The organism is Paenibacillus sp. CH40, from assembly GCF_024213605.1.
Lineage (GTDB): Bacteria > Bacillota > Bacilli > Paenibacillales > Paenibacillaceae > Paenibacillus > Paenibacillus polymyxa_B.
In genome coordinates this window covers 1-22,357 of sequence record NZ_JANAVQ010000010.1, presented here as the reverse complement: position 1 = coordinate 22,357, position 22,357 = coordinate 1, and the positions used below count along the sequence as shown (strand labels likewise).

Genomic DNA, 22,357 nt, shown 5'->3' with positions numbered 1-22,357 from the left:
GCAAAAAAGGTCCAATTGACGGTAGAAATTTTCCCGCATTGGACCTTTTTCGTTCTAATATGATTGTTTTGATCGAGCAGATTAATCCTGTTTTAATACTCTAGGTTCAATGGGAACTAGGTTAGACTCAATCTGGGTACGCTGAGGCTCATACCATTCAGGCAGCATCAGCTTATGTCCCAACTCATTCAATTCCTCATCCACGGTAAATCCGGGTGGATCGGTTGCGATCTCGAATAAAATACCGCCCCGCTCGCGGAAGTATACGGCATTGAAGTATTGGCGATCTACAATGCCACTGGTCCCAAAACCATGCTGATGAACCCATTCGTTCCATGCCTGATGCTCCGTATCATCCTGCGCGCGCCAGGCAATATGGTGAACCGTACCGGCGCCGCCATTCCCCCACGGGACATCTTTGACCGGAATGTCGATCAGGTTGCCCAAATCACCTGTCGTCTGATAGCGGATGTAGCCTGCATTTGCGTCTTCTCCGATGAGAGTCATCCCCAGGACGTTCTCCAACACCCCTTGCGTATGCTTGGAATCCGCACTGTACAGTACCGCCCCGCCAAAGCCCTTGATAGCTTTATCCGTGGGCACACCCCCGGCTGTCCACGTGTTCAACGGGCCATCTTCCCGTTCCACCAACTCCAGATGTAAGCCCTCGTTGTCTCGGAACTGGATGAATGACTCGCCAAAACGAGTGGCCTTCGTGAAAGATACTTTCAAGCTGTGCAGACGGTTTTCCCAGTATTCCAAAGCACCGGACGGCACGACATACGTCGTAATCCCGACCTGTCCACCTCCAATCTTACCCTTGCGTGTGCCCGGAGCTGGAAAAAAAGTAATGATCGTGCCCGGGCTGCCCTCTTCATTACCAAAGTACAAATGGTATACTTCTGGAGCATCAAAGTTGATCGTCTTTTTAATCAATCGCAGACCAAGTACGCCTGCGTAAAAATCAACGTTGCCCTGCGGGTCGCCTGCAAAGGACGTGATATGGTGAATTCCAGCGGTTTTCAATGACATCTTTATCACTCCTTCATTAACATGTTGATTTATTTACACAAATGATTTACAAATTTCAAAATCCATTGTAGCTGACAAATTGTCCAACCGGCTTGCGGTATCCCCGTGCCCGCTGACCCGATTCGTCCTCTTTACCCAAGGTAATCATCATTACCGGTACAAATTGCTCTGGAATATTCAGTACTTCCTGCACCTTCGCCGGATCAAAACCGATCATCGGGCACGTATCCCAGCCTTTGTCCTTGGCAATCAACATAAATTGCATAGCCGACAGGCTGGCATTACGGATCGCTTCTTCTCTCTGGAAGACAGGTCCCCGCTCGCGATAAAACTGAGTTACCGACTCTACTGTGCTATCATATTCCTGCTTGCTCAGAACGCCCAAATTCAGGAATCCTTCGTTGAGGTCGGCTACCTTGGTATAAGCCTCTGTATCCCCCAGCACTACAATGGTCGCCGAAGCCGTTAATATTTTATACTGCTTACTTGCCTCATCATGCAGTCTTTGTTTGGTATCAGCATCCTGCACTACGATATAACGCGCATGCTGTAAATTGAAAGCCGATGGAGCAAACTTCACCAGCTGAAATATTTCTTCTAGTTCTTTTGCATCTATAGTAACATCAGGAATAAATTTAGAAGCTGATCTTCTCTCTTGAATAATATTCACCAGTTCGCTCATGTTAAGTTCCACTCCTTGATATTATTTTCAAATGAATTATCTTTAAATTAAGAATATATCCATTCGTGATTTCTGTCAAGTAAAACTATAATAATGTTAATAAGTATTTTTGGATACAACCTAAGGGCTTATACCAGCCCTTTACAGATCCGTTGCCCGTATTCTCATCGTAATCGCTTCGCGTTGCGCTTTGGTTAAGCTCTTGAAGACCAGCTCATACGAATGGTCGATCATGCTGTACAAATCCTCCAGTGGGAAGGTAGCATCAACCTCAATCGTATTCCAATGCTTTTTATTCAAATGATAGCCTGGCTTAATCGCCTTGTTTTGTTCACGCAGATTTACCGCAATGACTGGATCACATTTCAAGGATACGTGGCAAATGTCATCCTTTTCAGTTAGAAGTGCAAATATCTTGCCCCCTACTTTTAGTACCAGGGGATCAGCACCAAATGGATAATCCTTAACGGCCTCTTTTTGGCTCAGACCATATGCTACAATTTGCTCAAACACCAGCCTTCTCTCCTCTGCTCCAAGTTGTCGAACTATGAACCTATTTGCGCCCTATTATATCACCTCCGTGCACTCCGAATACACCGAGTCCGTGCTACAATTAGGGAACTGTGCTAAAAGGAGAGTCATTATGGATACCATCACACACACATTGTTTGGCTTGGCCTTATACGGCGCAGTCAAAAAGCCAGATATGACGCGCAAGCAAAAAGGCGTTTCTACCGGAAGGGTCAATCCTTTCTATATGAATTTATCGACCGTCCATGACTTCATACACGTCCTAAAGATTTAGCGATATTTTACATACTGTATCTGCAAGCTGACAATCCTTCACTTCCGAATAGAAAGTTAGAGGGGCTTGTTTTGTTCATATAGTAGAGAATGTTATGCAACAGCCCTATATTTTGGTATACTTCCGTGAGAGGCTGTATCGATACATTCGAACGGTACTCTAGTTAGTGTAATTCAATATGTAGATGTGTGAGCCTATGGAGGTGAACTCGTTGGATTTTGCTCTGATCCGCAAGGACCGAGACAAAAGAACGGTCGCAAATTGACTCTTTTTTTGCCTTTCGGACCTTTTCAGCCATGTGCTGAAAGGTTTTTTTTGTGATCTAAAATAAAGGTAGGAAAGGATTTGAATGCAACCATGGCAACCTCGAAAGCACTTAATATTTTACAATTCAAGAAAATGAAACAAGAAGGTTCACCTATAAGTATGATTACGGCGTATGACTATCCATCTGCTCGTTTGGCTGAGGAAGCCGGGATCGATATCATCCTTGTCGGTGATTCCGTAGGTAATGTGTTATCTAATTATAACTCCACACTGCCCGTCACTATGGATGATATGGTCTATCATACACGGTCTGTCGTGCGCGGTGCGGAACATACTTTTATTGTCGCGGATATGCCATTTATGACGTACCACGGGAGTAGTCAAGAAGCCCTTACTAATGTGCGCAGGCTCATGCAAGAGGGACATGCTCATGCCGTAAAACTAGAAGGGGGCATGGAAATTTGCGACACCGTGAAGCGAATTGTCCAATCCGGCGTCCCCCTGCTGGGGCATATCGGACTTACCCCCCAGTCTGTGCATCAAATCGGCGGATACTTCATTCAAGGTAAAAACTCACAGGCCGCTGAGCGCCTTCTAAATGATGCCCGGGCCCTGGAGCAAGCGGGAGCTTTTGCCATCGTGCTGGAGCTGGTGACAGAGGAAGTGGCGAAGAACATCACCCAGGAGATATCTATTCCGGTCATTGGCATCGGTGCGGGGAGATACTGTGATGGCCAGGTTTTGGTGTATCATGACATGTTACAATATTCATCTCCTTACCGGGAGAAAAAGTTCGTAAAAACCTATTCGGATATAGGTGCTTTGATTCGTAACAGCATCGGGCAATATGTCGAAGACGTGAAGAATCGTTCTTTCCCAGGCGAGGAGCATGTTTTTAAGGCAGATGAGAACGTAGTAGAAGGATTATACGGGAATGCAAAAGTAAAGGCAGGGACCCTATAATGCGATTTCTGATTGTAGGTGCAGGGGCGATTGGAGGTTATTTTGGGGGACTTCTTGTTCAAAAAGGAGAAGACGTGACCTTCCTCGTACGCCCTTCAAAAAAATCTCAGTTGGCAGAAGACGGTCTGATTGTTAGAAGTGTTCATGGAGATTTCCAGACGCCAATCCGTGCTATTACAAATGGTGAAGACGCCGATCCGTTCGACTGTATTATCATTTCAGTTAAAGCGTATCATCTTCCCCAATTGCAATTTGATCTTGAGCCTTATGTCGGTGATCATACCATGATTCTTCCGTTACTTAATGGTTACGAACATTTTGACTTTTTGCGCAAGCAATTCGGTTCTGAAAAAGTGCTGGGCGGACTTTGTTATATTGAAACTACGCTGGATCATGATGGTTCTGTTGTTCAGACAAGTCCGTTCCACCGTATCGTCTTCGGTGAATGGAACGGAGTGCAATCAGAGCGTACACAACTGCTGCTGAATCATCTTGATCATGCAGGCTTCACAGTGGCACGAAGTCACGATATTCAGCGTGAAGTGTGGCAGAAATATATATTCGTTGCCAGCTTGAGTGCAATTACAACACTGATGGATGCCTCGGTTGGGACTATACTTGCCACGGCAGAGTCACGTGCTATATACGAAAAACTGCTGCATGAGATTGTCACACTTGCTCGCAACGCAGGGATGCCGATTGATTCGGAGATGGAAGCTCATACACTGAAAACGATGGAATCCTTACGACCAGAGATGATGTCATCCATGCAACGCGATATGCATAAAAAGCTTCCGATTGAAGCCAGTCATCTACATGGTTCACTGCTTGCATTGGCTTCAACCAGTAATACTGTTTACCCCATACTCGAAACGGTATATGCCCGATTAAAGGTATACGAGAACTTATTGGACACCGTCTAAAATTCAAACTTTAAAATCAATTAAAAGAGGAAGCGGCAGCTTCGAAGGTGATAATGAAATCTTAGACTGCCGCTGCTTTTCCTTTATTAAACTTCAAAAATCTAAAGAGTTCCTGTGCTTAAGCAAGCTTGCTCAAGCCCTTGAAGTAATGCTTCTAGCTCCTGCCTAGTTTCAGCGTTTGTAATTTCACCTTCCTGGTTTAGCTTCAAGGTGATATGCGGAATAATGACCTTTCCATTCTCCACAATCTCTGCATTGATCATTTGCAATGTGAGCAGCAGCGAGGCATGCGCCAGATGGCCGCCCATAGGAGACGGTGACGCGCTGATGACCGCTGTAGGTTTATTTACAAATTCACCTGAAGATACGAGCCAATCCAAGGCATTTTTCAAAGCACCCGGCACCCCATTCCCATATTCCGGTGTACAGATCAGCACTCCATCCACTTGTTTCAATTGTTCCCGTAGCTCTCTTACGGAAGCTGACCCCTCCTCTACATCCAAGTCAGGGTTAAAATGCGGAAGCCCCCCCAATCCATCATAGACTGTGAACATCATATTTTCAGAAGCCAGCCCCATAGTAGCCTTCATAAGCGCTGTATTGGAGGATTTTTGACGAAGGCTACCCGATATAGCCAATACCTTAATTTTCTGTTCCATCCGATCATCTCATTTCTTTTAACTTGATCTAATCTTGCATATTCAGTGTACTATAGCTAACAAGAGAATTAAAAAGTGGATGAACGTCAGCGATTCTTCCTATGAACAAACGGGCAATAAAAAAATGCCTGCGGCTTCGCAGGCATTGGTAATGAATCAATAGTCACTGTACTAGGGTGGAATCTGTAGTGCTGAATCAAGTATCCTTCTCTTGCTTGCGTTTTATCCCAATCAGATCCAGGAAGAAAACAAACAACGGAATACCTACAATCAAGCCCCAAATTCCAATCAGATGCTCAGAGAAAATAAGTACGACAAAGGTAAAGAAGATCGGTAAATTCGTTTTGGATGACATCAGCTTCGGATTTAAGAAATAGGCCTCAATCGCATGAATCACCACGATCAGAATAACCAGATAAACCACATATTGAATGCCGCCGACACTGAAAGCGATCAGGCCGAGCGGTGCCAGTGAGATAAACACACCTGCCACCGGAACCAATCCCAGTACGAAAATGATGAGCGCAAGACCGAGCAGATTAGGGAAGCCCATAATCCAGAGCGCAATCGTGGTCAATATACAATTAATAAGTGAAATCAGCAGTTGAGCCTCCAATACCTTCCCGAACGTACCCAGAAACATACGGCCAAAATGACCCACTTCCTTGAAAAACCAACCCAGCTTGCTATCTACAAACGTAGCTGTAAAACGTGTAATATAGGATTTTTCCATCAGGAAGAACAAGCTCAAAATAATCGACACCAGAAGCTGTGTTCCCAATTGACTGACCTTCATCACTGCACTCAGGCCAGGCTCAAATAGCCGCTGAACATTCAGCGTGTCCATAAATTCGATAATCGTTTCGTTCCATTGATTACGATCAGGATACATATACGCTTGCTGAATCATGAGATACACTTGCTTGACCTGTACAACGATTAGCGGCACCATTCGGTAAACGCCCCACACCATAATCAGAATTAGCAACCCATACACCAGTAGTAGCACGATCATTGACGGCACATTGACGAACCGCTTGACCAGCTTATTCACTCCGTTATATATACTGCCAATCAAGATCGTAAGCAGCAGTGTTAACAACATAATATTCATCATGCTTCTTAACATAAACAACAGCAAAACGATTATCGCAAGGACGGCTACCCGCCTGACGCCCGCATGATTCATCCAGTTTCTTACCATTCGTCTTTATTCCCTCTCTCCCACTTGACTGTCAACTTTGCAATCTTCCTGAGCATTAACTTTCTCTTTTTAACAATTTACTGTTAGCGATCAATAGAGAACCTACCATGACTAGGATAGCAATAGACCACCAGAATGTATTTTTAGCATCATCATGATCTACAATAATGAGCCTGATGACAGCCGTGATCCCAATATAGATAAAATAACGTAATGGAAAATGAAAATTGGTTTTAAAGTACTTAACTATTAATGCTATGAATTCAAAGTACAAGAAAAACACAAGCAACTCTTCCGTGAATTCATAGTAATTTTTGTCGGCCTCTGCGTACAAAAAAACATAAGAAAAAATGGACCATGTTTCTTTTAGCAGTAAGAAGCTTAAAATCAGCCCGACCAGAAACAGCGAGATATTCAAGATCATTTGCAGAAAACTAGGTAACTTCTCAATATACTTCATTAGTACATTCAATACAGATCCCCTCACTGGTTGTACAGTATCTTTATTTATATTATCGGTGGTATACGTGAAAAATGCTACATTACTTTTGGGGTCACCTTAATGAAAGTTTATATTCGCCCCTGCAATATAACCAATGGAGATAAAGATAAGCGTCCATATCAGAGAACCTGCGCTTGCCACCAGCATATATTTTCGGACAGGCATCGCACTAATGCCCGACAAATAGCTTGTCGCATGTCTGACTCCTGGGATAAAATAACCGAACAAAATGGTCCACAACCCAAAGCGTGCAAACCACCCCTTAACTCTTGCAAATCGCTTCGGTGTCAATCCAACCCACCTGCCGTGCTTATCCACCAAGGGCTGACCCAGCTTTTTGCCTAGCGTGTAGCTGATCATCATCCCTGTCATTGCACCGATGAAGCTGACTAATATAGACACCGAATAATTCAGTACCATAATAGAAGATAAATAGCCGACAAACACCATAATAATTTCATCCGGAACCGGTAGGCCGATAATCCCAAGAGCAAGAAGAGCAAAAATAGCGATATATCCGTATTGTGTAATCATGCTGATGACCCATTCCATAGGGGAGCCACCTCCTGACCGATTATTTTTTGAAGGACGGAAAGGGAATACGGCTAACCATCAGGAACGACAGCACTACCATTAATGCAAGCAACAACCCCGGCTTCAAATGCTCACTCCATAAAAACATAAAGGACAAAATCACACCCGCCGCCGTAATCGGCATACCTACAAAGCCTTTGCTAAAAGCCATTAGGTTGAATCTTGCCAATCTTACCGCACCGCATATGACAAACAAAACAGCCACAAGCGGTCCTATCCAATGGGTATCTCCCAGCTTGTATAACAAGATCAAGAAAGCAGGGGCAACCCCAAATGAGACAACATCCGCCAGCGAATCGAGCTGTTTGCCAAAATCACTGGAGCAATGCAGCAGCCTTGCCAGCAAACCGTCTAATACATCCCATAAAGCAGCCACTACCACGAGAATAAAAGCGGTCATGTATTGCTCATGAATCGTGAAATACAGGGATAAGACCCCTGCCCCCAGGTTTGCAATCGTGCATAGTGAGGGCAACCAATTCCATTTCATACTCTTAACTCCTTTGCCGTAGCTTAGCCTCCGACTATAACAACAAAACGGACGCCGTTCTTGGTATTCTCCACCTTATAGCGGAATTCGTGCAAATCCAAAATTCGTTTGACGATCGACAGCCCGAGCCCTGTCCCACCTGTCTTGCGGCTTCGGGACAGCTCGGCTCGGTAAAAGCGATCCCATATCTGCTCCAGTTGATCGTCAGGAATGGTCTCACCTTTATTTTCAATGGAAAAAAAACTGATTTCCCCAGCACCTTCGATACGAATCGTGATCGAGCTTCCTTCCTCAGCATGTCGTATGGCATTGACAACAAAGTTGATAATCACCTGTTCCAGCCATCCTACATCGGCATGGATCGGCATCTCATTGGCGGGGATAATGACCACTTCCAGCTTTTTCTCCTTCAACAAATGGAATAACTTGTCCACGACCTCCTCCACCAGCTCACTCAAGATAAAGGTCGTCTTGCGAAGCTTGAGGGTACCCGATTCCAATTTGGCGAGGTCCAGCATATCTTTGACCAATCGCTCCATTTTGTCCGCTTCCTCTACAATGACTTTCATATAATGATCCTGCTTCCCGGCGCTAACCCCATCTTGTAATCCTTCTGCGAAGCCTTTAATGATACTCAGCGGGGTTTTCAGTTCATGGGAAGCGTTGGCAAAAAAGTCTTGTTGCACAGCCTCCATCCTCTGCTTCTGTTCCATGTCCTCCACCAATTGCTGATTGGCCTCCTGAAGCTCGCGCAAAGCTGTGTCCAGGTTCTGGGACAGGGTATACATGCTGTAGGACAGGCTGCCCAGTTCATCATTCTGCCGGATTGGTGTATGGGCTGTAAAATCGAGCTTAGCCATCCGCTTGGCGGTATTATTCAAAGCAATGAGCGGACGGGTCACCATCCGAGAATAGAACAGGGACAAAATCAGAATGAGTGCAAATCCCCCGATCCCTAGGTACAGATAAAACCAGCGCAGAGCTTCATTCGTCTCACTAATTTCCTGCAACGATGTCACTGTGAACAGGAGGTCGATCTCGCCTGTGTCCTGACGAACAGGATGGACTATGACTGCATTGCGTACCCCTGTCCAAGGTTCCGTCCACTCTTCCTCCAACACTTCGAAATTCTTAAGTTTCTCCAGATGCGCCTGTGATAAAGGGAACCATTCCTCCAGCGCACTAAACAGTAAGCCTTGTCGCTGACTCCATGTTTTCAGATCCGGCAGTACAATCTCTGTCACCGTACCGGAAAACCTTACACGGCCATCTGTGCTTGCCTCTTCCGAAGTCGATCCTATATTTTTGAAACCAAGCTTCTGTATGCCGGTTGGATAAATTAAATTGGCGGTAGAGATGCCGTCCGTTCCCAATCCCTCACCTTCAACCGTTACCGTATCACCGGGCTGAATCCGAGCAGCTCTCAGTTCATCTCCGTACTCGCTCATAAACAGAGACAGCGATATTTTAACGATTTTACCATCCGCTTTTCTTAGATTGATATGAAACGCATCATCCAGCTTTACTTTGCCGTCCAGCGTTACAATCGCCAGCTGGTTTTTATTCTGAAGCATAAAGCGAGCTGCCTCACGGGAAACCCTGCCCGATCCCCAAGCCTCCTGGACATAACTTTGACCGAAGCTTTGCAAGCGGCTTTCCACACGACCAATCTTCTGTTCCTGATAAAAATTTTCAAAAAACAGCAATTGACTTAAAATCACCATACCGTAAAAACACAGGAAAAACACAACCGTCATAATGAACAACTTAAAGGTAACTCCCCGTTTGTTCATTCTTCCTCCTCAAACCTATAGCCAGTACCAAAAACCGTGCGGATATGGCGTGATTCACGGCCTAGCTTACTTCTCAGCTTTTTGATATGCGTATCGACAACTCGTGTATCTCCTTCAAAGTCGATGCCCCACACTCGGTTCAGTATCGCATCCCGTGAAATAACTATGCCTTTATTATGTATAAGCAGCCGCAGCAGCTCATACTCCTTGGGCGTCAGCTCGACTTCCGCCTGATCCACCTCAAGCCGATGAGCCATCGTGTTGAGAATGGCACTACCGAACCGCAAAATATGCGACTCCGGCTGTACATGTCCCTCCACCCGTTTCATCAGCGCGTTGGCGCGGGCGATCAGCACCTTGGGGCTGAAAGGTTTGGTCACGTAATCATCGGCTCCCAGTTCAAAGCCTAATATTTTATCATCATCACCGGATTTGGCTGTCAACAAAATGATCGGCACACCTGAGCGGCTACGCACCTGGCGACACACTTCCCAACCATCCAGTTCCGGCATCATAATATCGAGTATAATCAGGTCCGGCTGCACCGAATCAAACCAGATCAGTGCATCTTTTCCATTGCCTGCTTCACAGACTTCCCAATTATTCTGTTTAAAATAGTCAGCAATCACTTCACGAATACGTATTTCATCCTCCACGAGAAGAACTCTTTTCTTCAATCGACTTCCCTCTTTCGGTCATTCTAGGACACCAGCATATCAAAGACATGTGTACTTTATGTGTTCTTGACACTTCTTATCAGCAGAAGTTCTCATCCGCAAATTCAACCTTGGATTAGGGCAAATTTGTCGTGGCTCAGACCATCTCATCTCCTATGATCCTACCCTATAATAAGAAGAGATACAAAAAGCTTGAACAGGAGGGTAACATGAGTAATCAAACCATTCAGTGGTTTTCCACTTCCAAAGCTAAAGCTTGGCAATCCCAAGCTCATCATTTGACCGATACTCAAGAGAGTGCCAATCTAATCTTTACGGGAGAAACACATCAGCTTGTCGAAGGATTTGGTGGCTGTTTTAATGAATTAGGTTATGTGGCCCTGAACCATTTGGAAAAAGACGAACGAGATCGGGTGCTTCATTCTCTCTTTCATCCAGAGGGCGAGCACAAATTTGCGATTTGCCGACTTCCTATTGGAGCGAGTGACTACGCGCTGGAGTGGTACAGCCACAATGAAACAGACGGTGACGTGGAGATGAAGCACTTTTCCATTGAGCGTGATCAGCAATATCTCATTCCTTTTATTCGGGAAGCGTTACAACTCAATCCGGACTTGAAGTTGTTCGCTTCACCCTGGAGCCCGCCGACATGGATGAAATCACCGAAAGCCTACAATTACGGCACGCTGCGCTGGGAAAAGGATATTTTGAAAGCGTATGCATTATACTTTGTCAAATTTGTTCAGGCTTATCGAGAGGCAGGTATTACGATCCATCAGATTCATGTTCAAAATGAAGTCATTGCCGATCAGAAGTTCCCTTCCTGTGTATGGACCGGAGAGCAGCTGCGTGAATTTATTCGCGACTATTTGGGTCCTGCTTTTGAGGAACACGGACTGGATACGGAAATTTGGCTGGGCACCATTAACGCACCCGATCCGTGGGAGGAATTAATGAAAAAGACTTCGACCGGATTCGATGAGTATGCCCATACCGTGTTGAGTGACCCCGAAGCCTACAAATATATTAAAGGCGTAGGCTACCAGTGGGCAGGCAAAAATGCCATTCAGCGCACCGTTGCCAGTTATCCTGAGCTTCGTTACATGCAAACAGAAAATGAATGCGGGAACGGAGAAAACTCATGGGACTACGCCAAATATGTATATAATCTGTACCAGCACTACTTCACCAATGGCGTAAATGCTTATATTTACTGGAATATGGTTTTGGAACCGAAAGGCAAGAGTACATGGGGCTGGGAGCAAAATTCGATGATCACCGTTGATCCGGCGGATCGAAAACCTGTCCTGAACCCGGAATATTACGTCATGAAGCACTTTTCTCATTTTGTATTACCGGGTGCCCGACGCATCGGACTTCGTGGCTCATGGACTGGAAATGCAGTTGCTTTTCAAAATACAGACGGGCAAAGGGTGGTAGTCATCGCCAATCCGTTCAAGGAATCGCGTGTGCTGAATCTGTCTCTCGGAGAAACAACACACCGCTTGGAGATGGAGCCGGAGTCCTTTAATACTATTGTGATTCCTTCTTAACGCCGCAGATTTCTGCACTCTTCCAGTCTTGCACACATCATTAGGTATCCCTGTCCGGTCTATAAGTGCCCAAGCATATGCATAGTTTCCAAAATGGATGTATATCCTTTTGCGTATAGTAGCTATAGATAGTATACTTGGAATAACTACGGACAGGAGGTCGATGAATATCACTACTGTAAAAGACCGGATTGATTTGAAGCTGATTAATTGTGATAAGGAATTGACTCTCGCGGTCATCGGTGGAAAATGGAAGCTGATTATTTTGTGGCATCTCGGTATGGAAGGCACCAAGCGGTTTGGTGAATTGAAGAAGCTAATCCCCCACATTACGCAAAAAATGCTGACCAACCAATTGCGTGAGCTGGAAGAAGATAAGCTCATTCTTCGTAAAGTCTATCCTGTCGTCCCTCCGCATGTGGAATATTCACTGACGGAGCATGGCGAAAGCCTGATTCCGGTACTGAGAGCAATGTACGATTGGGGATCAAACTATCGCGAGAATGTGATTTGGAAAGAAGAAGAAGAGATTCAGGACGTCACACCCGTGTGATCAGCAAAACAAGCATTTTGCGAAATGCTGAACTATATTTTTAGTAGAGACGACCCTGGGGAGATCTGGGGTTGTTTTTTTATGATATAAAGACGTTCCCCAAGATAACAAAAGAAATGGATGCAAGTATCCGTTTCCATTGGCATTAAAGCTCGTTTTTCGCTACATATCCCCATTTTACACTTGTATCCGTGATTTACATTACATCCTCTGTGACGTATGATTCTTCCATCCCTATTTACAGTGAATCCAAGAAGGAGGCCGTTCTAGCATGAGCATGACGCTTGCCCAGCCCACAACGTCCCAAGCGACCCAATTACGCATTGGTTCCATGGAAATGATTCAATACGACTATCGTCAATTTCCTGACTCAAAACCTTATCAACACCATTGCTGTGGCTTGCTTACTATGTCGTGTAACGGCGCTCAAGGCCTGGCGGAATATGAGCTGCCTGAAATTAAAGGCGCTTTTGACCTCGTCCGCTGGGCTTCCGTGTTTACCTCGCTCAAGGGTCTGTCCTTAACCGAGGCTGAGCAATATATTCAGCACCACGCTGATCACTGGGGACCTGATAAAACAGAGCTGGCTCTATCTGCCTTATCCGATCTGACTGCCCATGCGAACCTGCACATTCTCTCCCCAACAGCGACCATCCTCCCCTCTCGGATTAGTCGTTCTTATCTCATCGTGCATGGCCTGGTCTACTATTCATTCTAGATATCGTCCACAACTCCATTGTCAATCCACTTTCCAGTTCACGTAAAAAAGCCTGAGACTGTTTATCACAGGCCAGGCTTTTACACTTTCAGCACAGAGTTGATTACACTTGCAATTTACCTGCACGAATATCGTCTGTCATTCCTGCGTAAGGTGCTTGGGAAATTAATTGTTCGTTGTTCACACCCGCATTTTCGATGAATGTAATATCTGCAAATTCAGGAACCACATACTTCGGATACGTTTCATACTTTTCACGCGATTCCTCCATCAGCGGAATAAAATCGTTTTGATAGCGCACAGTGATTTCTGGATGCTCATGAACCCATTTAGGGAAGAAAATAATGCCATGCATACGTTTTTCCTCAGGCATAAAGTTCAGAGAAACGTCAGTGCCTGTCGGTTCGGTCCACGATACTTTATACACATTTTCCACCAGCTTCACCAGATTGACCTTCTGATCACGTACCCAGCGGCCGCCTACCATACCACTATGAATGCGGTAATCAATCGTATCTTCATTTTTAATATATATTTCGTACTCCCAACCATTCTCATAAGTGTAGATCATGTGGCTGCCGATAAACTTGTCCATCTTGCATCCTTCTTTCCTAAATTATAAGTTTTTATGAATTGAATAGGAGACCAAAAATAATAAATATTCAATTCAAAACATGTAATATTAAACATGTTTTTAAATACATATAAATTGTAGCACTATGGTATACTAGTGTCAAATAACGTTTGACAAGGAGAGCTACGTTGAAACGCACATTAAAATACGCGATTTTGGGCTTGGTTCATAAAGAGGAAATGAGCGGCTACGATATTACGAGTCAATTCAAGAAGGAAATCGGACAATTTTGGAGCGCCAAACACAGTCAGATTTATCCTGAGTTAAAAAGGCTGACCGAAGAGGAGCTTATTGAATATCGCACCTCCATTACAGGAGCCAAGCTGGAAAAAAAGCTGTACTGCATTACCCCCAAAGGAACCCAAGAACTGACCGAATGGCTTCTGAGTCCCAAAGAGTTACCAGAAACGGAAAAGGATGAGTTTATGCTCATGCTGTATTTCTCAGCAGCCATCCCCAAGGAAGAGAACAAGCGATTGTTCGAGGACCAGATAACCAAACGTAAAGAAAAGCTGGAGTATCTGTACGAAAGTAAGAAATTCCTCCAACGGCTGGACGAGAACCTTCAAGCCCCCGATTCTAATCAATTCGGGCATTATCTGGTGCTGAGCCGTGCCATTAATCGGGAAGAAAGCTATATTACGTGGCTGGAAGATACACTATCCCTGTTTGAATAGCCTAAAAAACCTTCAACGCCACGTAGATTCGTGGTATTGAAGGTTTTTCTAAAATACATACAAACTAGTCTGCCGTCGTAATCGAAGAGCCGTAATCTTCAATATGGATATCTGTGCTAAAACGTACGGGAATGGTACTAAAAGTGGTATCCCAATCCTCTTTGACCTTACGCCAAACTTTAGGATGCTGAATCCTCAAGGCTTCTCCGAAACCTCCGACATCAGCCTGCAGCTTTTGCATTTTGGCTACAGTTTGTTCAGCTAATGAATTCACTTTCTCCTGAAAGATATTTTCTTCTTGTCCGAGCACAGCGTTGCTGCGCAAATTTTCTTTCTTGTTAAAAACCTCGGAAACGCGCCCCTCTGAGGTCATTTTTACTTGGAAGGAAATGTCGTCCCCCTGAACGATGGCCTTGATCCTGCTTTTCACTGCTTTGATCTCATAGGCTATATTTTTACCGGTTTGAGGATCGTTACCTTTCAACACGCCTCCAACCAATTGGCCCTTGATCCACATAAGACCCTCGACCTCTGATTCATTCAGAAAACCACCGTATGTTTGCGTCTTTCCTTTGATGATTCCCGCACCTGCGAGCTTGATTTCATTTTCCGCCGTAATGACATTGGGTAATATAAAGCTTCCCTTACCCTTCATGGGCCCGACCACTTTAACCAAAGCCACGGGCTTTATCAACCGTGCGTTCCGTTTACGATTTTGGAAAATATCCTTTAAGATATAGGCAGGAATTTGACCAGGAGTTTTTTCCTGAAGCGCATTGCTCGCCTTGTCTGTACTAATCAGTAGCTGGACGCTGAGCCGAATGTCATTATCCCCCAAGAAAAAGTCCAGCAGCTCGTACAACGGGATCTTGCGAAGCAGACTGGAGCTGATAATAACCGTTTTCAAATGTTGCCCAATGGGCGGTCGGTTGGTTCGCAATGAAATCTCTCTTAACATCTCAAAAACGGAATCCCCTGTTTCTGTAATATTAAAAAATTTTTTAGCTTGCGGTGAGGAGCTATTGGAACCGCCGCTTTCCTCTGGGATGATAAATTGAAAGGTTCCCGTAATTAACTCTTTTTTCGGATAATCTCCTCCTTTTTGATTAATTTGCTCTTCTTGTGAAGATTCTGTCGCTATATCCATAGCAATGCCTGTCTCCAGATTTAGATCCTCCACGGGAGAGCTGCTCCAGCAACCTGAAAGTGTACTGCATATGATCAGGAGAACCACCATCCCGAGTAACCCTGACCGGACTCTCTTCATGACCGCACCCCTCTCCAGCGAGAAATAAGCAGCAGTGGCAGTGGAAACAGAGCGATTAAAACGAAAGCGACATTCCCGATGATCGTCCCAAAAGAAAATAACTCATTCAGGTTTTTAGGAATTTGGGACAGGACGTAGATGAGCGGGAGCAAGATAAACAGCAACTTGGAATAAGATCTATTCAGAATTTGAGAAACTCCGAGCGAAGCGCAATAAAAAGCTATGCTGAATGTAACAAAAATTTGCATGATCCAAATGGTCAACAATAAGGATTCGAACCGTTCCAATAACAGATACTCCACTTCAAAACTGCGGGCCAAATCTAAAAAAGGCCAGGTTCTGCTCAAGACTCCTTCCATTGAAAAAGCCCCAATGCACAGGATCAACGTAGCTGTATAAAAAGCGACCGCGATCCCGATCGCCATCCCGATCGCCTTGGTTGCTTTCTCCGGTTTTTCCATCCGACAAAGAATAATCAGCAAGCACTCTGTCCCCGTTAATGTCAGAAATGTAGTTTTGAGCGTTCTAAGCACTGGCATTACCCCCTCCGACAAGACGGGACGCAAGTTATTTAGTTCGAAAATATTTAAACTCAGCATGCATATTAACAAAAAGATAGACGCCGTAATCGGGAATATCATTTGACCTATTTTACCTAATGAACCTACTCCCCCCATGCATAGATACAGAGAGAGCCACATAAAAGGTGCTGAAATTGCCCACGCAGGAGTTCCCTCAAGCAGAAAGAACGACGTTACTTCCTCGACAGACCGAATTTCGTATGCGGCTATGCCCACAAAATAGATAACGTACAACATGCCAATCACTTTGCCAAAGGCTTTGCCTGTTATCCGCTGCACATACTGGTAAAAGGTACTTTCTGGAAACCGCGAACTTAGTTTAACTATAATCCAACCGAACAGGAAAGTGGCCGCCCCTGCTATAATGACAGATATCCACGCATCCGGTGTTTTTGCAGCTTCAACGGCTACTCTGGGAAGGGTAAGCAACCCGGCAGCCAGCATAAAGCAAACCACAATTGCCGTCGTCTGTAATGTCGTAATTTTATCCGTTTTTTTCCTACGGGCCATCTTGCTCCCTCCTGTGTTGAGCTCATCCTTGTCGTTTAGGGTCTTTATGCTTCAATAGAATGGGCCTGTTTTTCATAAATTGCAACGGTGCTCGTACGAAGTAATCTTTCCAGTCCTTGAACGAACGAGGGGCCGTCAGACTAAGGTACGGCACGCCGAAGCTGTGTAATTTAACCATATGAATACTCAGCATCAGGAAAAACATGATCACGCCATACAAGCCAAAGATGGACGCCGTGAACATGGCTCCAAAGCGCAGAACACGCATGGAAATGCCAGCGCTGTATACAGGGGAGGCAAAGGAAGAAATTGCCGTGACTGCTACCACAATAACGAGAATCGGACTTACAATCCCGGCGTCAACAGCGGCCTGTCCAATGATCAGACCGCCGACGATGCCCATCGCTGGACCGATGGGTTTGGGCAGCCGTAGTCCCGCCTCGCGTAAAATTTCGATGGAAATTTCCATAATCAGGGCCTCAATCAGCGTCGAAAACGGAACCCCCTGTCTCGCACTGATAATGGAAATGACCAGCTTGGTTGGAATCAGTCCGGGATGAAACGAGATAAAGGAGATATAGAGCGCCGGGGCGAACAGAGATATGGTAGTTGCCATAAAACGAAGAAATCGAATAAGCGACCCCGGTATCCATCGTTCATAGTAATCTTCGGGAGACTGGAGCATCATCCCGTACGTCACAGGCATAAGGAGCGCAAAAGGTGTACCATCCAGCAGAATCGCCACACGTCCCTCCAGCAATGCAGCCATGACCCGATCCGGTCTCTCCGTATTTTGAATTTGCAGAAAGGGACTAAGAAAATTATCCTCAATAAGCTGCTCCACATAGCCCGACTCCAACACCTCATCCATATCAATGGTTTTGACCCGCCGCTTCACCTCGTCCACAAGCTCCGGGTCGGCAATGTCTCTGAAATACACCACCATCAGCTGCTTTTCCACTCTTTTGCCCACTTTGAAGGACGACATGGCCAGTTCTGTACTTTCTCCATGCCTGCGCAGCATTGCCGTATTGTCGCTAAGGGTCTCGGTAAAACCAACTCGCGGTCCCCGCAGCACCGATTCCGATATGGGGTCTTCCACCCCTCGTGTGCTCCCTTTGGGTGTGCCCAGCACAAAAGCACCCGGTATGCCCTGTATCATGAGTATGACTGAACCGAACAGCACCTTTTGCAAGGAGAACTTCACCTCAAACGTATACTGAGTCTCCGATACCAGCATGACCTGACGAATAAACATATCCCGAAGCTCTTTTCCTCTCGGAAGATCCTCCCCGCCTTCTCCGGAGCTGCCCCAATCCATTAGTGGCTTTAAAATGTTCTGATCCATGCCAACCTTGTCTGTCAATCCATCCACAAAAAAAAGTGTGCCTACAGCGTTCAATTTTTCCAGAAAAATGGATCGTTCGTTCACGTCCGACATATCCGTGACGGCTTGTCTGATTTTTGCTACATTGGCTTCATAATCTTCGGTAAAGGTTCCCTTTTCCTTCTCAGCCTCACTTACAGACGGATTATGATCTGCATGCTGCGAACGGTCTTCTTCTTCTAAAAGCTTTAATCGTTCCATACGTCTGCTCTCTCGACCATCCATCGCTCTGATTTGTCGTACTGTCAGAAAAATAATCAAAGGGATGATGGATAAAAAGAAGGCTTCCATCCACACGTTCCATTTGGGCATATGAGTTCCGATGACCTGCCACACACTCTTTCCTCCTTCACTTCCAGATGATTTGTATATAGATTTACCTGGATTAGAAAAAAGATGCATGGGCAATGGAATAAATTTCTTTACTCACAAAAGGAATAAAAAGGTGAATTTGATAGATGAACTGTAGTGCCAAAAGCGGAATTCCATGATAATATCTATTCATTCTATGACTAATGTCACAAATTTGTTGAATTCGTGGGCCATTATTCGAATCTAAAAAGGAGTTGTAGGTATGAAGAAGCATTTTTGGAAGAAAGCCGCTGTGTTGAGTTTGTTAGCGGTCATTTTGTTAGGGGGAACAGCGATCAGTCCCAAACAGGCTCAAGCATCGACCGAACCTTATCTTGGGGAAATTACGATGTATCCTTACACGTTCGCTCCCAATGGATGGCTAAAGTGTGAAGGTCAGCTCTTATCTATTTCGCAAAATACAGCACTGTTCAGTCTATTGGGTACTAATTTCGGGGGGAATGGAACAACCACATTTGCATTGCCTGATTTGCGTGGAGCCTCTCCAATGCCGAATGTAGATTACTACATTGCAACCGTAGGAGGATTCCCGTCCCGTCCATAATGAAATGCTCAATGGTGTGCTACTTAATGAAGAAGAGGTGATGGCGTGCTCGAAGGCAATAACTTCACACGCAACAATTTTAAACCCTATCGCTTGCTGGTTCCATTGCTGCCATTCATCGGCGGTGCGTTCCTGCTGATAGGGACGAATGAGGTTCACGCTGCCAGTTGGGAAAATGTAGTACTTAACAAACCAGCCACATCCAGTGGCTATAGCCAGCCCTATGATCCCTCCAGAGCTGTGGATGGGTCAATCGGACCGACAAGCCGCTGGTATCAAGCCAGCAACGGTGAGAAATGGATTCAGGTAGATCTGAGAGACTGGTATATCGTAGATCGATACGTTGTTACAGGTATGGGTGTCCATTATGGGTGGCATGATCAACGTGATCCATACAGTTTCCGATTGCAAACAAGCAGCAACGGAAGTAATTGGGTGACTGTGGATACCGTCCAGAATAATGGGAGCTCTAATGTTGAAAAGAGCATTACTCCTGTAACTACACGATACTTGCGAGTATATATTGATCAAGGAAATGCGAGAAACAATCAATGGGCTTCCATCATGGAATTCGCAGCTTATGGCGAGCGATTGCCCGTTCCACAGGCTCCGGGTCATTTTACAGGAACCAAAAATGGAAATACAGTGGAGTTAAGCTGGGATGCTGTTCCTTATGCAACTTCATACAAAGTCATACGAGATAGTGTAACGCTTTATTCAGGTAACTTAACTCAATTCATAGATACTTCAGCATTGCCGCCAGGTGAAGCAATTTACACGGTTCAGGCCGTGAATGCTAAGGGGGAGAGCACTCCCTCAGAGGTTAAAGTGAACATACTTTCCGATGCCGAGAGAGTTGCACAGGCAAAAGCTGCTCTTGCATTAGGCTTCGCACCTGGAGATACAGCTGATTCCGTATCCCAAAAGCTGACGCTGCCACTCGCTGGGTTGAATGATACGACGGTGAGCTGGAGTTCGGATACTCCTGACATCATTACGAACGAGGGGGCTGTCACACGCCCGCAGTATGATCTGGGTGACCGAAAAGTAAAACTGACAGCAACGATTGCGAAGGGAAGCGCCTCAGATACCCAAACTTTTGAGGTTACCGTAGCGAAGATCACTGCTCAAGATACATTAAATCAAGCAGCAGACACCCTCTCGCTTGGCGATTTGTCTGCGCTAACAGAAAATATTTCTCTCCCTTTATCCGGTTATGGCGGAGCGCAGATCGAATGGTCCTCGTCCAAACCTCTTGTCATTGCAGCAGATGGAACACTCACCAGACCCTCCTATAACAGTGGAGATACGGATGTTACCCTAACGGCTACCCTGCAACTTGCAGGCTTAACGAAAACAAAGGATTTTACTGCACACGTACTCCGTCTGCCGATGAGCGACACTGAAGCCGTAGACGCAGCATACAAAGCACTTGAACTGCCGATAACGACAGTAACGGGAGACGTATATTTGCCAAAAGATGCTCTGAATGGTGTTCAGGTGTCATGGTCATCGAATCAACCCCAGTTCTTGGATCATACTGGGCATGTAACCTTCCCAAGCTATGTACAGGGCGATCAGACCATCACGCTGGAAGCAGTTGTATCACGAGGCGCGGTTGAGCTACGAAAAACATTTAGCCTGCTCGTGCCCGCACTGCCTGTAAGCGCTGATGAAGCCGTAAATTTGGCAGCAAATACACTGAATCTAGATTATCCGCAAGGGATTAAGGATTCCATCGCTCTGCCTCGTACAGGAGCATTTGACACCCAGATCGACTGGTCTTCGGATCAACCAGATATCCTCAGCAACAGCGGTCAGGTGAATCGGCCTAAATATACAGATGGTGATGTGAATGTACAATTAATGGCCATTATTTCTAAAGGTGCAGCTTCTGTACAAAGAACATTCACGATCACAGTACTGAAGGCATTACCGAATACACCTTACGTACGATTGAACGGCAGTAATCCGATTGTTCTGGAAACCGGCGATAGCTTCACTGATCCAGGAGCCAGCGTACTGGACAGCGTATACGGCAATATCCTGATCCCTGAGCTTTCAGGTAGCGGGAATGTCGATACAAATGTACCTGGCGTATACGTATTGAACTATGCTTATAGCGACAATGGGGGCTGGACGGCAGAACCGGCAGAACGCCGTATAAACGTGCTGCCTCGTGCTGTTACAGCCGCAGCAGGCACTGAGGATATAGCCTCAGTGATCGTTACAGGCGCGTTGCCGAGCGCAAGGCTTGAGCTGTACAATGCCCAGCAGGAGCTTATAGCGGAAGGAATTGCTTCGGGAGAGGGAAGATATACATTTACACCTGTTCCTGAAGGAGCCAGCTACTATGTGCTGCAGAACGTAAATGGCATGAAGAGCGCTCCGTCAGGGCTAGTGTATCCGCAAGGGTTAACCGCGCAGCGCGTTGCGGAATCCATCACAAGCATAGCAGCTCCTACAACAAGTGATACACTGCTTAGGTTGCCTGTTGTACCTGATGGTTTCCGTGTGACCATCAGCAGCAGTAGCCAGCCAGACATCGTGCGTACAGACGGAACTATTATTCAAGCAGATACTCCTTCCGTTGTAACTATCATGCTGGATGTTATGAGGGTAAGCGATGGTTCTCATGCTTTGACGCAAACCATAGAAGTCACCGTCCCTGCCAAGGTAATTGCGAACACAGGCAAATCTAACAAAGATAAGAATGAGGATCTATCTGCTTTCGTACCACAGATCGGATTTTCCGAACAAGGGAAAGAGTTTTCCCTCTTTGTTCCTTCGCCGGCATTCCTGGATGAGCAGATACAGCAAGCACTTCGCGAAGGCAAAGCATACGCAGACATTCGTTTGGAGCAGGAGAAGCAACTGAGTCGTGTTATCCTTTCTCATTCTTTACTGAATAAATGGGATAAGATTGGTGCATCGGTAATATCCCGATATGGAACACTGTTGATATCCAGT

23 protein-coding genes are annotated in these 22,357 nt (G+C 45.5%); 9 read left to right on the top strand and 14 right to left on the bottom strand.

What is annotated here, in order from left to right:
- Positions 1-81: 81 nt before the first annotated feature.
- The 3 genes from NLX73_RS21990 to NLX73_RS21980 all read right to left on the bottom strand — a co-directional run bounded on the left by NLX73_RS21990 (position 82) and on the right by NLX73_RS21980 (position 2,227).
- Positions 82-1,032, bottom strand: a complete 951-nt coding sequence (locus NLX73_RS21990; protein WP_250259474.1) for a ring-cleaving dioxygenase — start codon at positions 1,030-1,032, stop codon at positions 82-84.
- A gap of 55 nt (positions 1,033-1,087) precedes the next feature.
- Positions 1,088-1,714 (bottom strand): nitroreductase family protein, encoded by a 627-nt coding sequence (locus NLX73_RS21985; RefSeq protein WP_029515856.1) that lies wholly within the window; start codon positions 1,712-1,714, stop codon positions 1,088-1,090.
- Positions 1,715-1,855: 141 nt separating this feature from the next.
- Positions 1,856-2,227, bottom strand: coding sequence for an MmcQ/YjbR family DNA-binding protein (locus NLX73_RS21980; protein WP_254327331.1), 372 nt, complete (start codon positions 2,225-2,227; stop codon positions 1,856-1,858).
- Positions 2,228-2,357: 130 nt separating this feature from the next.
- Between NLX73_RS21980 and NLX73_RS21975 the strand changes: the two genes are divergently transcribed.
- From NLX73_RS21975 to NLX73_RS21965, 3 genes are all read left to right on the top strand, one after another.
- Complete coding sequence (locus NLX73_RS21975; RefSeq protein ID WP_167686410.1) at positions 2,358-2,519, top strand: hypothetical protein; 162 nt, start codon at positions 2,358-2,360, stop codon at positions 2,517-2,519.
- A 357-nt stretch (positions 2,520-2,876) separates the two neighbouring features.
- Entirely contained in the window at positions 2,877-3,749 is an 873-nt protein-coding gene (gene panB / locus NLX73_RS21970; protein ID WP_254327395.1) for a 3-methyl-2-oxobutanoate hydroxymethyltransferase, read from the top strand.
- Positions 3,749-4,672 carry a ketopantoate reductase family protein gene (locus NLX73_RS21965; protein WP_254327330.1) on the top strand — a complete coding sequence of 308 codons (924 nt, stop codon included), beginning with the start codon at positions 3,749-3,751 and terminating at the stop codon, positions 4,670-4,672. The genes panB and NLX73_RS21965 overlap by 1 nt, the downstream gene beginning before the upstream one ends.
- 101 nt (positions 4,673-4,773) lie before the next feature.
- Here the strand turns inward: NLX73_RS21965 and NLX73_RS21960 are convergent, their stop codons facing one another.
- The 7 genes from NLX73_RS21960 to NLX73_RS21930 form a co-directional block, all read right to left on the bottom strand.
- Positions 4,774-5,331, bottom strand: coding sequence for an NADPH-dependent FMN reductase (locus NLX73_RS21960; RefSeq protein ID WP_254327329.1), 558 nt, complete (start codon positions 5,329-5,331; stop codon positions 4,774-4,776).
- 196 nt (positions 5,332-5,527) lie between these two features.
- Complete coding sequence (locus tag NLX73_RS21955; RefSeq protein ID WP_061831264.1) at positions 5,528-6,535, bottom strand: AI-2E family transporter; 1,008 nt, start codon at positions 6,533-6,535, stop codon at positions 5,528-5,530.
- Positions 6,536-6,590: 55 nt separating this feature from the next.
- Entirely contained in the window at positions 6,591-7,007 is a 417-nt protein-coding gene (psiE, locus tag NLX73_RS21950) for a phosphate-starvation-inducible protein PsiE (RefSeq protein WP_254327328.1), read from the bottom strand.
- Positions 7,008-7,094: 87 nt separating this feature from the next.
- Complete coding sequence (locus tag NLX73_RS21945) at positions 7,095-7,589, bottom strand: DedA family protein (protein WP_254327327.1); 495 nt, start codon at positions 7,587-7,589, stop codon at positions 7,095-7,097.
- Between the two features lie 22 nt (positions 7,590-7,611).
- On the bottom strand, positions 7,612-8,121 hold the full coding sequence (gene pssA / locus NLX73_RS21940) for a CDP-diacylglycerol--serine O-phosphatidyltransferase (protein ID WP_025677988.1): 510 nt from the start codon (positions 8,119-8,121) through the stop codon (positions 7,612-7,614).
- Between the two features lie 23 nt (positions 8,122-8,144).
- Complete coding sequence (locus NLX73_RS21935) at positions 8,145-9,914, bottom strand: sensor histidine kinase (RefSeq protein ID WP_254327326.1); 1,770 nt, start codon at positions 9,912-9,914, stop codon at positions 8,145-8,147.
- Positions 9,911-10,591, bottom strand: a complete 681-nt coding sequence (locus tag NLX73_RS21930) for a response regulator transcription factor (protein WP_254327325.1) — start codon at positions 10,589-10,591, stop codon at positions 9,911-9,913. Before NLX73_RS21930 ends, NLX73_RS21935 begins: the two co-directional genes overlap by 4 nt.
- A gap of 209 nt (positions 10,592-10,800) precedes the next feature.
- Between NLX73_RS21930 and NLX73_RS21925 the strand changes: the two genes are divergently transcribed.
- The 3 genes from NLX73_RS21925 (at position 10,801) to NLX73_RS21915 (ending at position 13,415) form a co-directional block, all read left to right on the top strand.
- The gene (locus NLX73_RS21925) at positions 10,801-12,144 is read left to right on the top strand and encodes a glycoside hydrolase family 30 protein (RefSeq protein ID WP_254327324.1); all 1,344 of its coding nucleotides are present in this window, start codon (positions 10,801-10,803) and stop codon (positions 12,142-12,144) included.
- A gap of 163 nt (positions 12,145-12,307) precedes the next feature.
- Positions 12,308-12,697 (top strand): winged helix-turn-helix transcriptional regulator, encoded by a 390-nt coding sequence (locus NLX73_RS21920; protein WP_061831260.1) that lies wholly within the window; start codon positions 12,308-12,310, stop codon positions 12,695-12,697.
- Positions 12,698-12,968: 271 nt separating this feature from the next.
- Positions 12,969-13,415 (top strand): hypothetical protein, encoded by a 447-nt coding sequence (locus tag NLX73_RS21915; RefSeq protein ID WP_254327323.1) that lies wholly within the window; start codon positions 12,969-12,971, stop codon positions 13,413-13,415.
- Between the two features lie 103 nt (positions 13,416-13,518).
- Here NLX73_RS21915 and NLX73_RS21910 read toward each other — a convergent pair whose 3' ends face one another.
- Positions 13,519-14,010 carry a phenolic acid decarboxylase gene (locus NLX73_RS21910; RefSeq protein ID WP_013308656.1) on the bottom strand — a complete coding sequence of 164 codons (492 nt, stop codon included), beginning with the start codon at positions 14,008-14,010 and terminating at the stop codon, positions 13,519-13,521.
- A gap of 167 nt (positions 14,011-14,177) precedes the next feature.
- On the opposite strand from NLX73_RS21910, the gene NLX73_RS21905 reads away from it, so the two are divergent.
- Positions 14,178-14,726, top strand: a complete 549-nt coding sequence (locus NLX73_RS21905) for a PadR family transcriptional regulator (protein WP_302055519.1) — start codon at positions 14,178-14,180, stop codon at positions 14,724-14,726.
- Between the two features lie 64 nt (positions 14,727-14,790).
- On the opposite strand, the gene NLX73_RS21900 is transcribed toward NLX73_RS21905, so the two are convergent.
- The 3 genes from NLX73_RS21900 to NLX73_RS21890 are packed head-to-tail and all read right to left on the bottom strand — an operon-like array spanning position 14,791 to position 18,807.
- The gene (locus NLX73_RS21900) at positions 14,791-15,993 is read right to left on the bottom strand and encodes a Ger(x)C family spore germination protein (protein ID WP_254327322.1); all 1,203 of its coding nucleotides are present in this window, start codon (positions 15,991-15,993) and stop codon (positions 14,791-14,793) included.
- Positions 15,990-17,084 (bottom strand): GerAB/ArcD/ProY family transporter, encoded by a 1,095-nt coding sequence (locus tag NLX73_RS21895; RefSeq protein ID WP_250267397.1) that lies wholly within the window; start codon positions 17,082-17,084, stop codon positions 15,990-15,992. The genes NLX73_RS21900 and NLX73_RS21895 overlap by 4 nt, the downstream gene beginning before the upstream one ends.
- Positions 17,085-17,106: 22 nt before the next feature.
- The gene (locus tag NLX73_RS21890; RefSeq protein ID WP_254327321.1) at positions 17,107-18,807 is read right to left on the bottom strand and encodes a spore germination protein; all 1,701 of its coding nucleotides are present in this window, start codon (positions 18,805-18,807) and stop codon (positions 17,107-17,109) included.
- A 238-nt stretch (positions 18,808-19,045) separates the two neighbouring features.
- Here NLX73_RS21890 and NLX73_RS21885 point away from each other — a divergent pair, with 238 nt between their 5' ends.
- Together NLX73_RS21885 and NLX73_RS21880 are read left to right on the top strand one after the other, a co-directional pair.
- The gene (locus tag NLX73_RS21885) at positions 19,046-19,387 is read left to right on the top strand and encodes a phage tail protein (RefSeq protein WP_254327320.1); all 342 of its coding nucleotides are present in this window, start codon (positions 19,046-19,048) and stop codon (positions 19,385-19,387) included.
- A 45-nt stretch (positions 19,388-19,432) separates the two neighbouring features.
- Positions 19,433-22,357 (top strand): immunoglobulin-like domain-containing protein (locus tag NLX73_RS21880; protein WP_254327319.1); only part of this gene is annotated, 2,925 nt, incomplete at its 3' end.

Excerpts from the sequence above, each read along its gene's own strand:
- NLX73_RS21915 (WP_254327323.1), top strand. The coding sequence starts at position 12,969 with ATGAGCATGACGCTTGCCCAGCCCACAACGTCCCAAGCGACCCAATTA.
- NLX73_RS21925 (WP_254327324.1), top strand. The coding sequence starts at position 10,801 with ATGAGTAATCAAACCATTCAGTGGTTTTCCACTTCCAAAGCTAAAGCT.
- NLX73_RS21945 (WP_254327327.1), bottom strand. The coding sequence starts at position 7,589 with ATGGAATGGGTCATCAGCATGATTACACAATACGGATATATCGCTATT.
- NLX73_RS21910 (WP_013308656.1), bottom strand. The coding sequence starts at position 14,010 with ATGGACAAGTTTATCGGCAGCCACATGATCTACACTTATGAGAATGGT.
- panB (WP_254327395.1), top strand. The coding sequence starts at position 2,877 with ATGGCAACCTCGAAAGCACTTAATATTTTACAATTCAAGAAAATGAAA.
- NLX73_RS21985 (WP_029515856.1), bottom strand. The coding sequence starts at position 1,714 with ATGAGCGAACTGGTGAATATTATTCAAGAGAGAAGATCAGCTTCTAAA.
- NLX73_RS21885 (WP_254327320.1), top strand. The coding sequence starts at position 19,046 with ATGAAGAAGCATTTTTGGAAGAAAGCCGCTGTGTTGAGTTTGTTAGCG.
- NLX73_RS21960 (WP_254327329.1), bottom strand. The coding sequence starts at position 5,331 with ATGGAACAGAAAATTAAGGTATTGGCTATATCGGGTAGCCTTCGTCAA.
- NLX73_RS21955 (WP_061831264.1), bottom strand. The coding sequence starts at position 6,535 with ATGGTAAGAAACTGGATGAATCATGCGGGCGTCAGGCGGGTAGCCGTC.
- pssA (WP_025677988.1), bottom strand. The coding sequence starts at position 8,121 with ATGAAATGGAATTGGTTGCCCTCACTATGCACGATTGCAAACCTGGGG.
- NLX73_RS21900 (WP_254327322.1), bottom strand. The coding sequence starts at position 15,993 with ATGAAGAGAGTCCGGTCAGGGTTACTCGGGATGGTGGTTCTCCTGATC.
- NLX73_RS21895 (WP_250267397.1), bottom strand. The coding sequence starts at position 17,084 with ATGGCCCGTAGGAAAAAAACGGATAAAATTACGACATTACAGACGACG.
- NLX73_RS21920 (WP_061831260.1), top strand. The coding sequence starts at position 12,308 with ATGAATATCACTACTGTAAAAGACCGGATTGATTTGAAGCTGATTAAT.
- NLX73_RS21935 (WP_254327326.1), bottom strand. The coding sequence starts at position 9,914 with ATGAACAAACGGGGAGTTACCTTTAAGTTGTTCATTATGACGGTTGTG.
- NLX73_RS21965 (WP_254327330.1), top strand. The coding sequence starts at position 3,749 with ATGCGATTTCTGATTGTAGGTGCAGGGGCGATTGGAGGTTATTTTGGG.
- NLX73_RS21975 (WP_167686410.1), top strand. The coding sequence starts at position 2,358 with ATGGATACCATCACACACACATTGTTTGGCTTGGCCTTATACGGCGCA.
- NLX73_RS21990 (WP_250259474.1), bottom strand. The coding sequence starts at position 1,032 with ATGTCATTGAAAACCGCTGGAATTCACCATATCACGTCCTTTGCAGGC.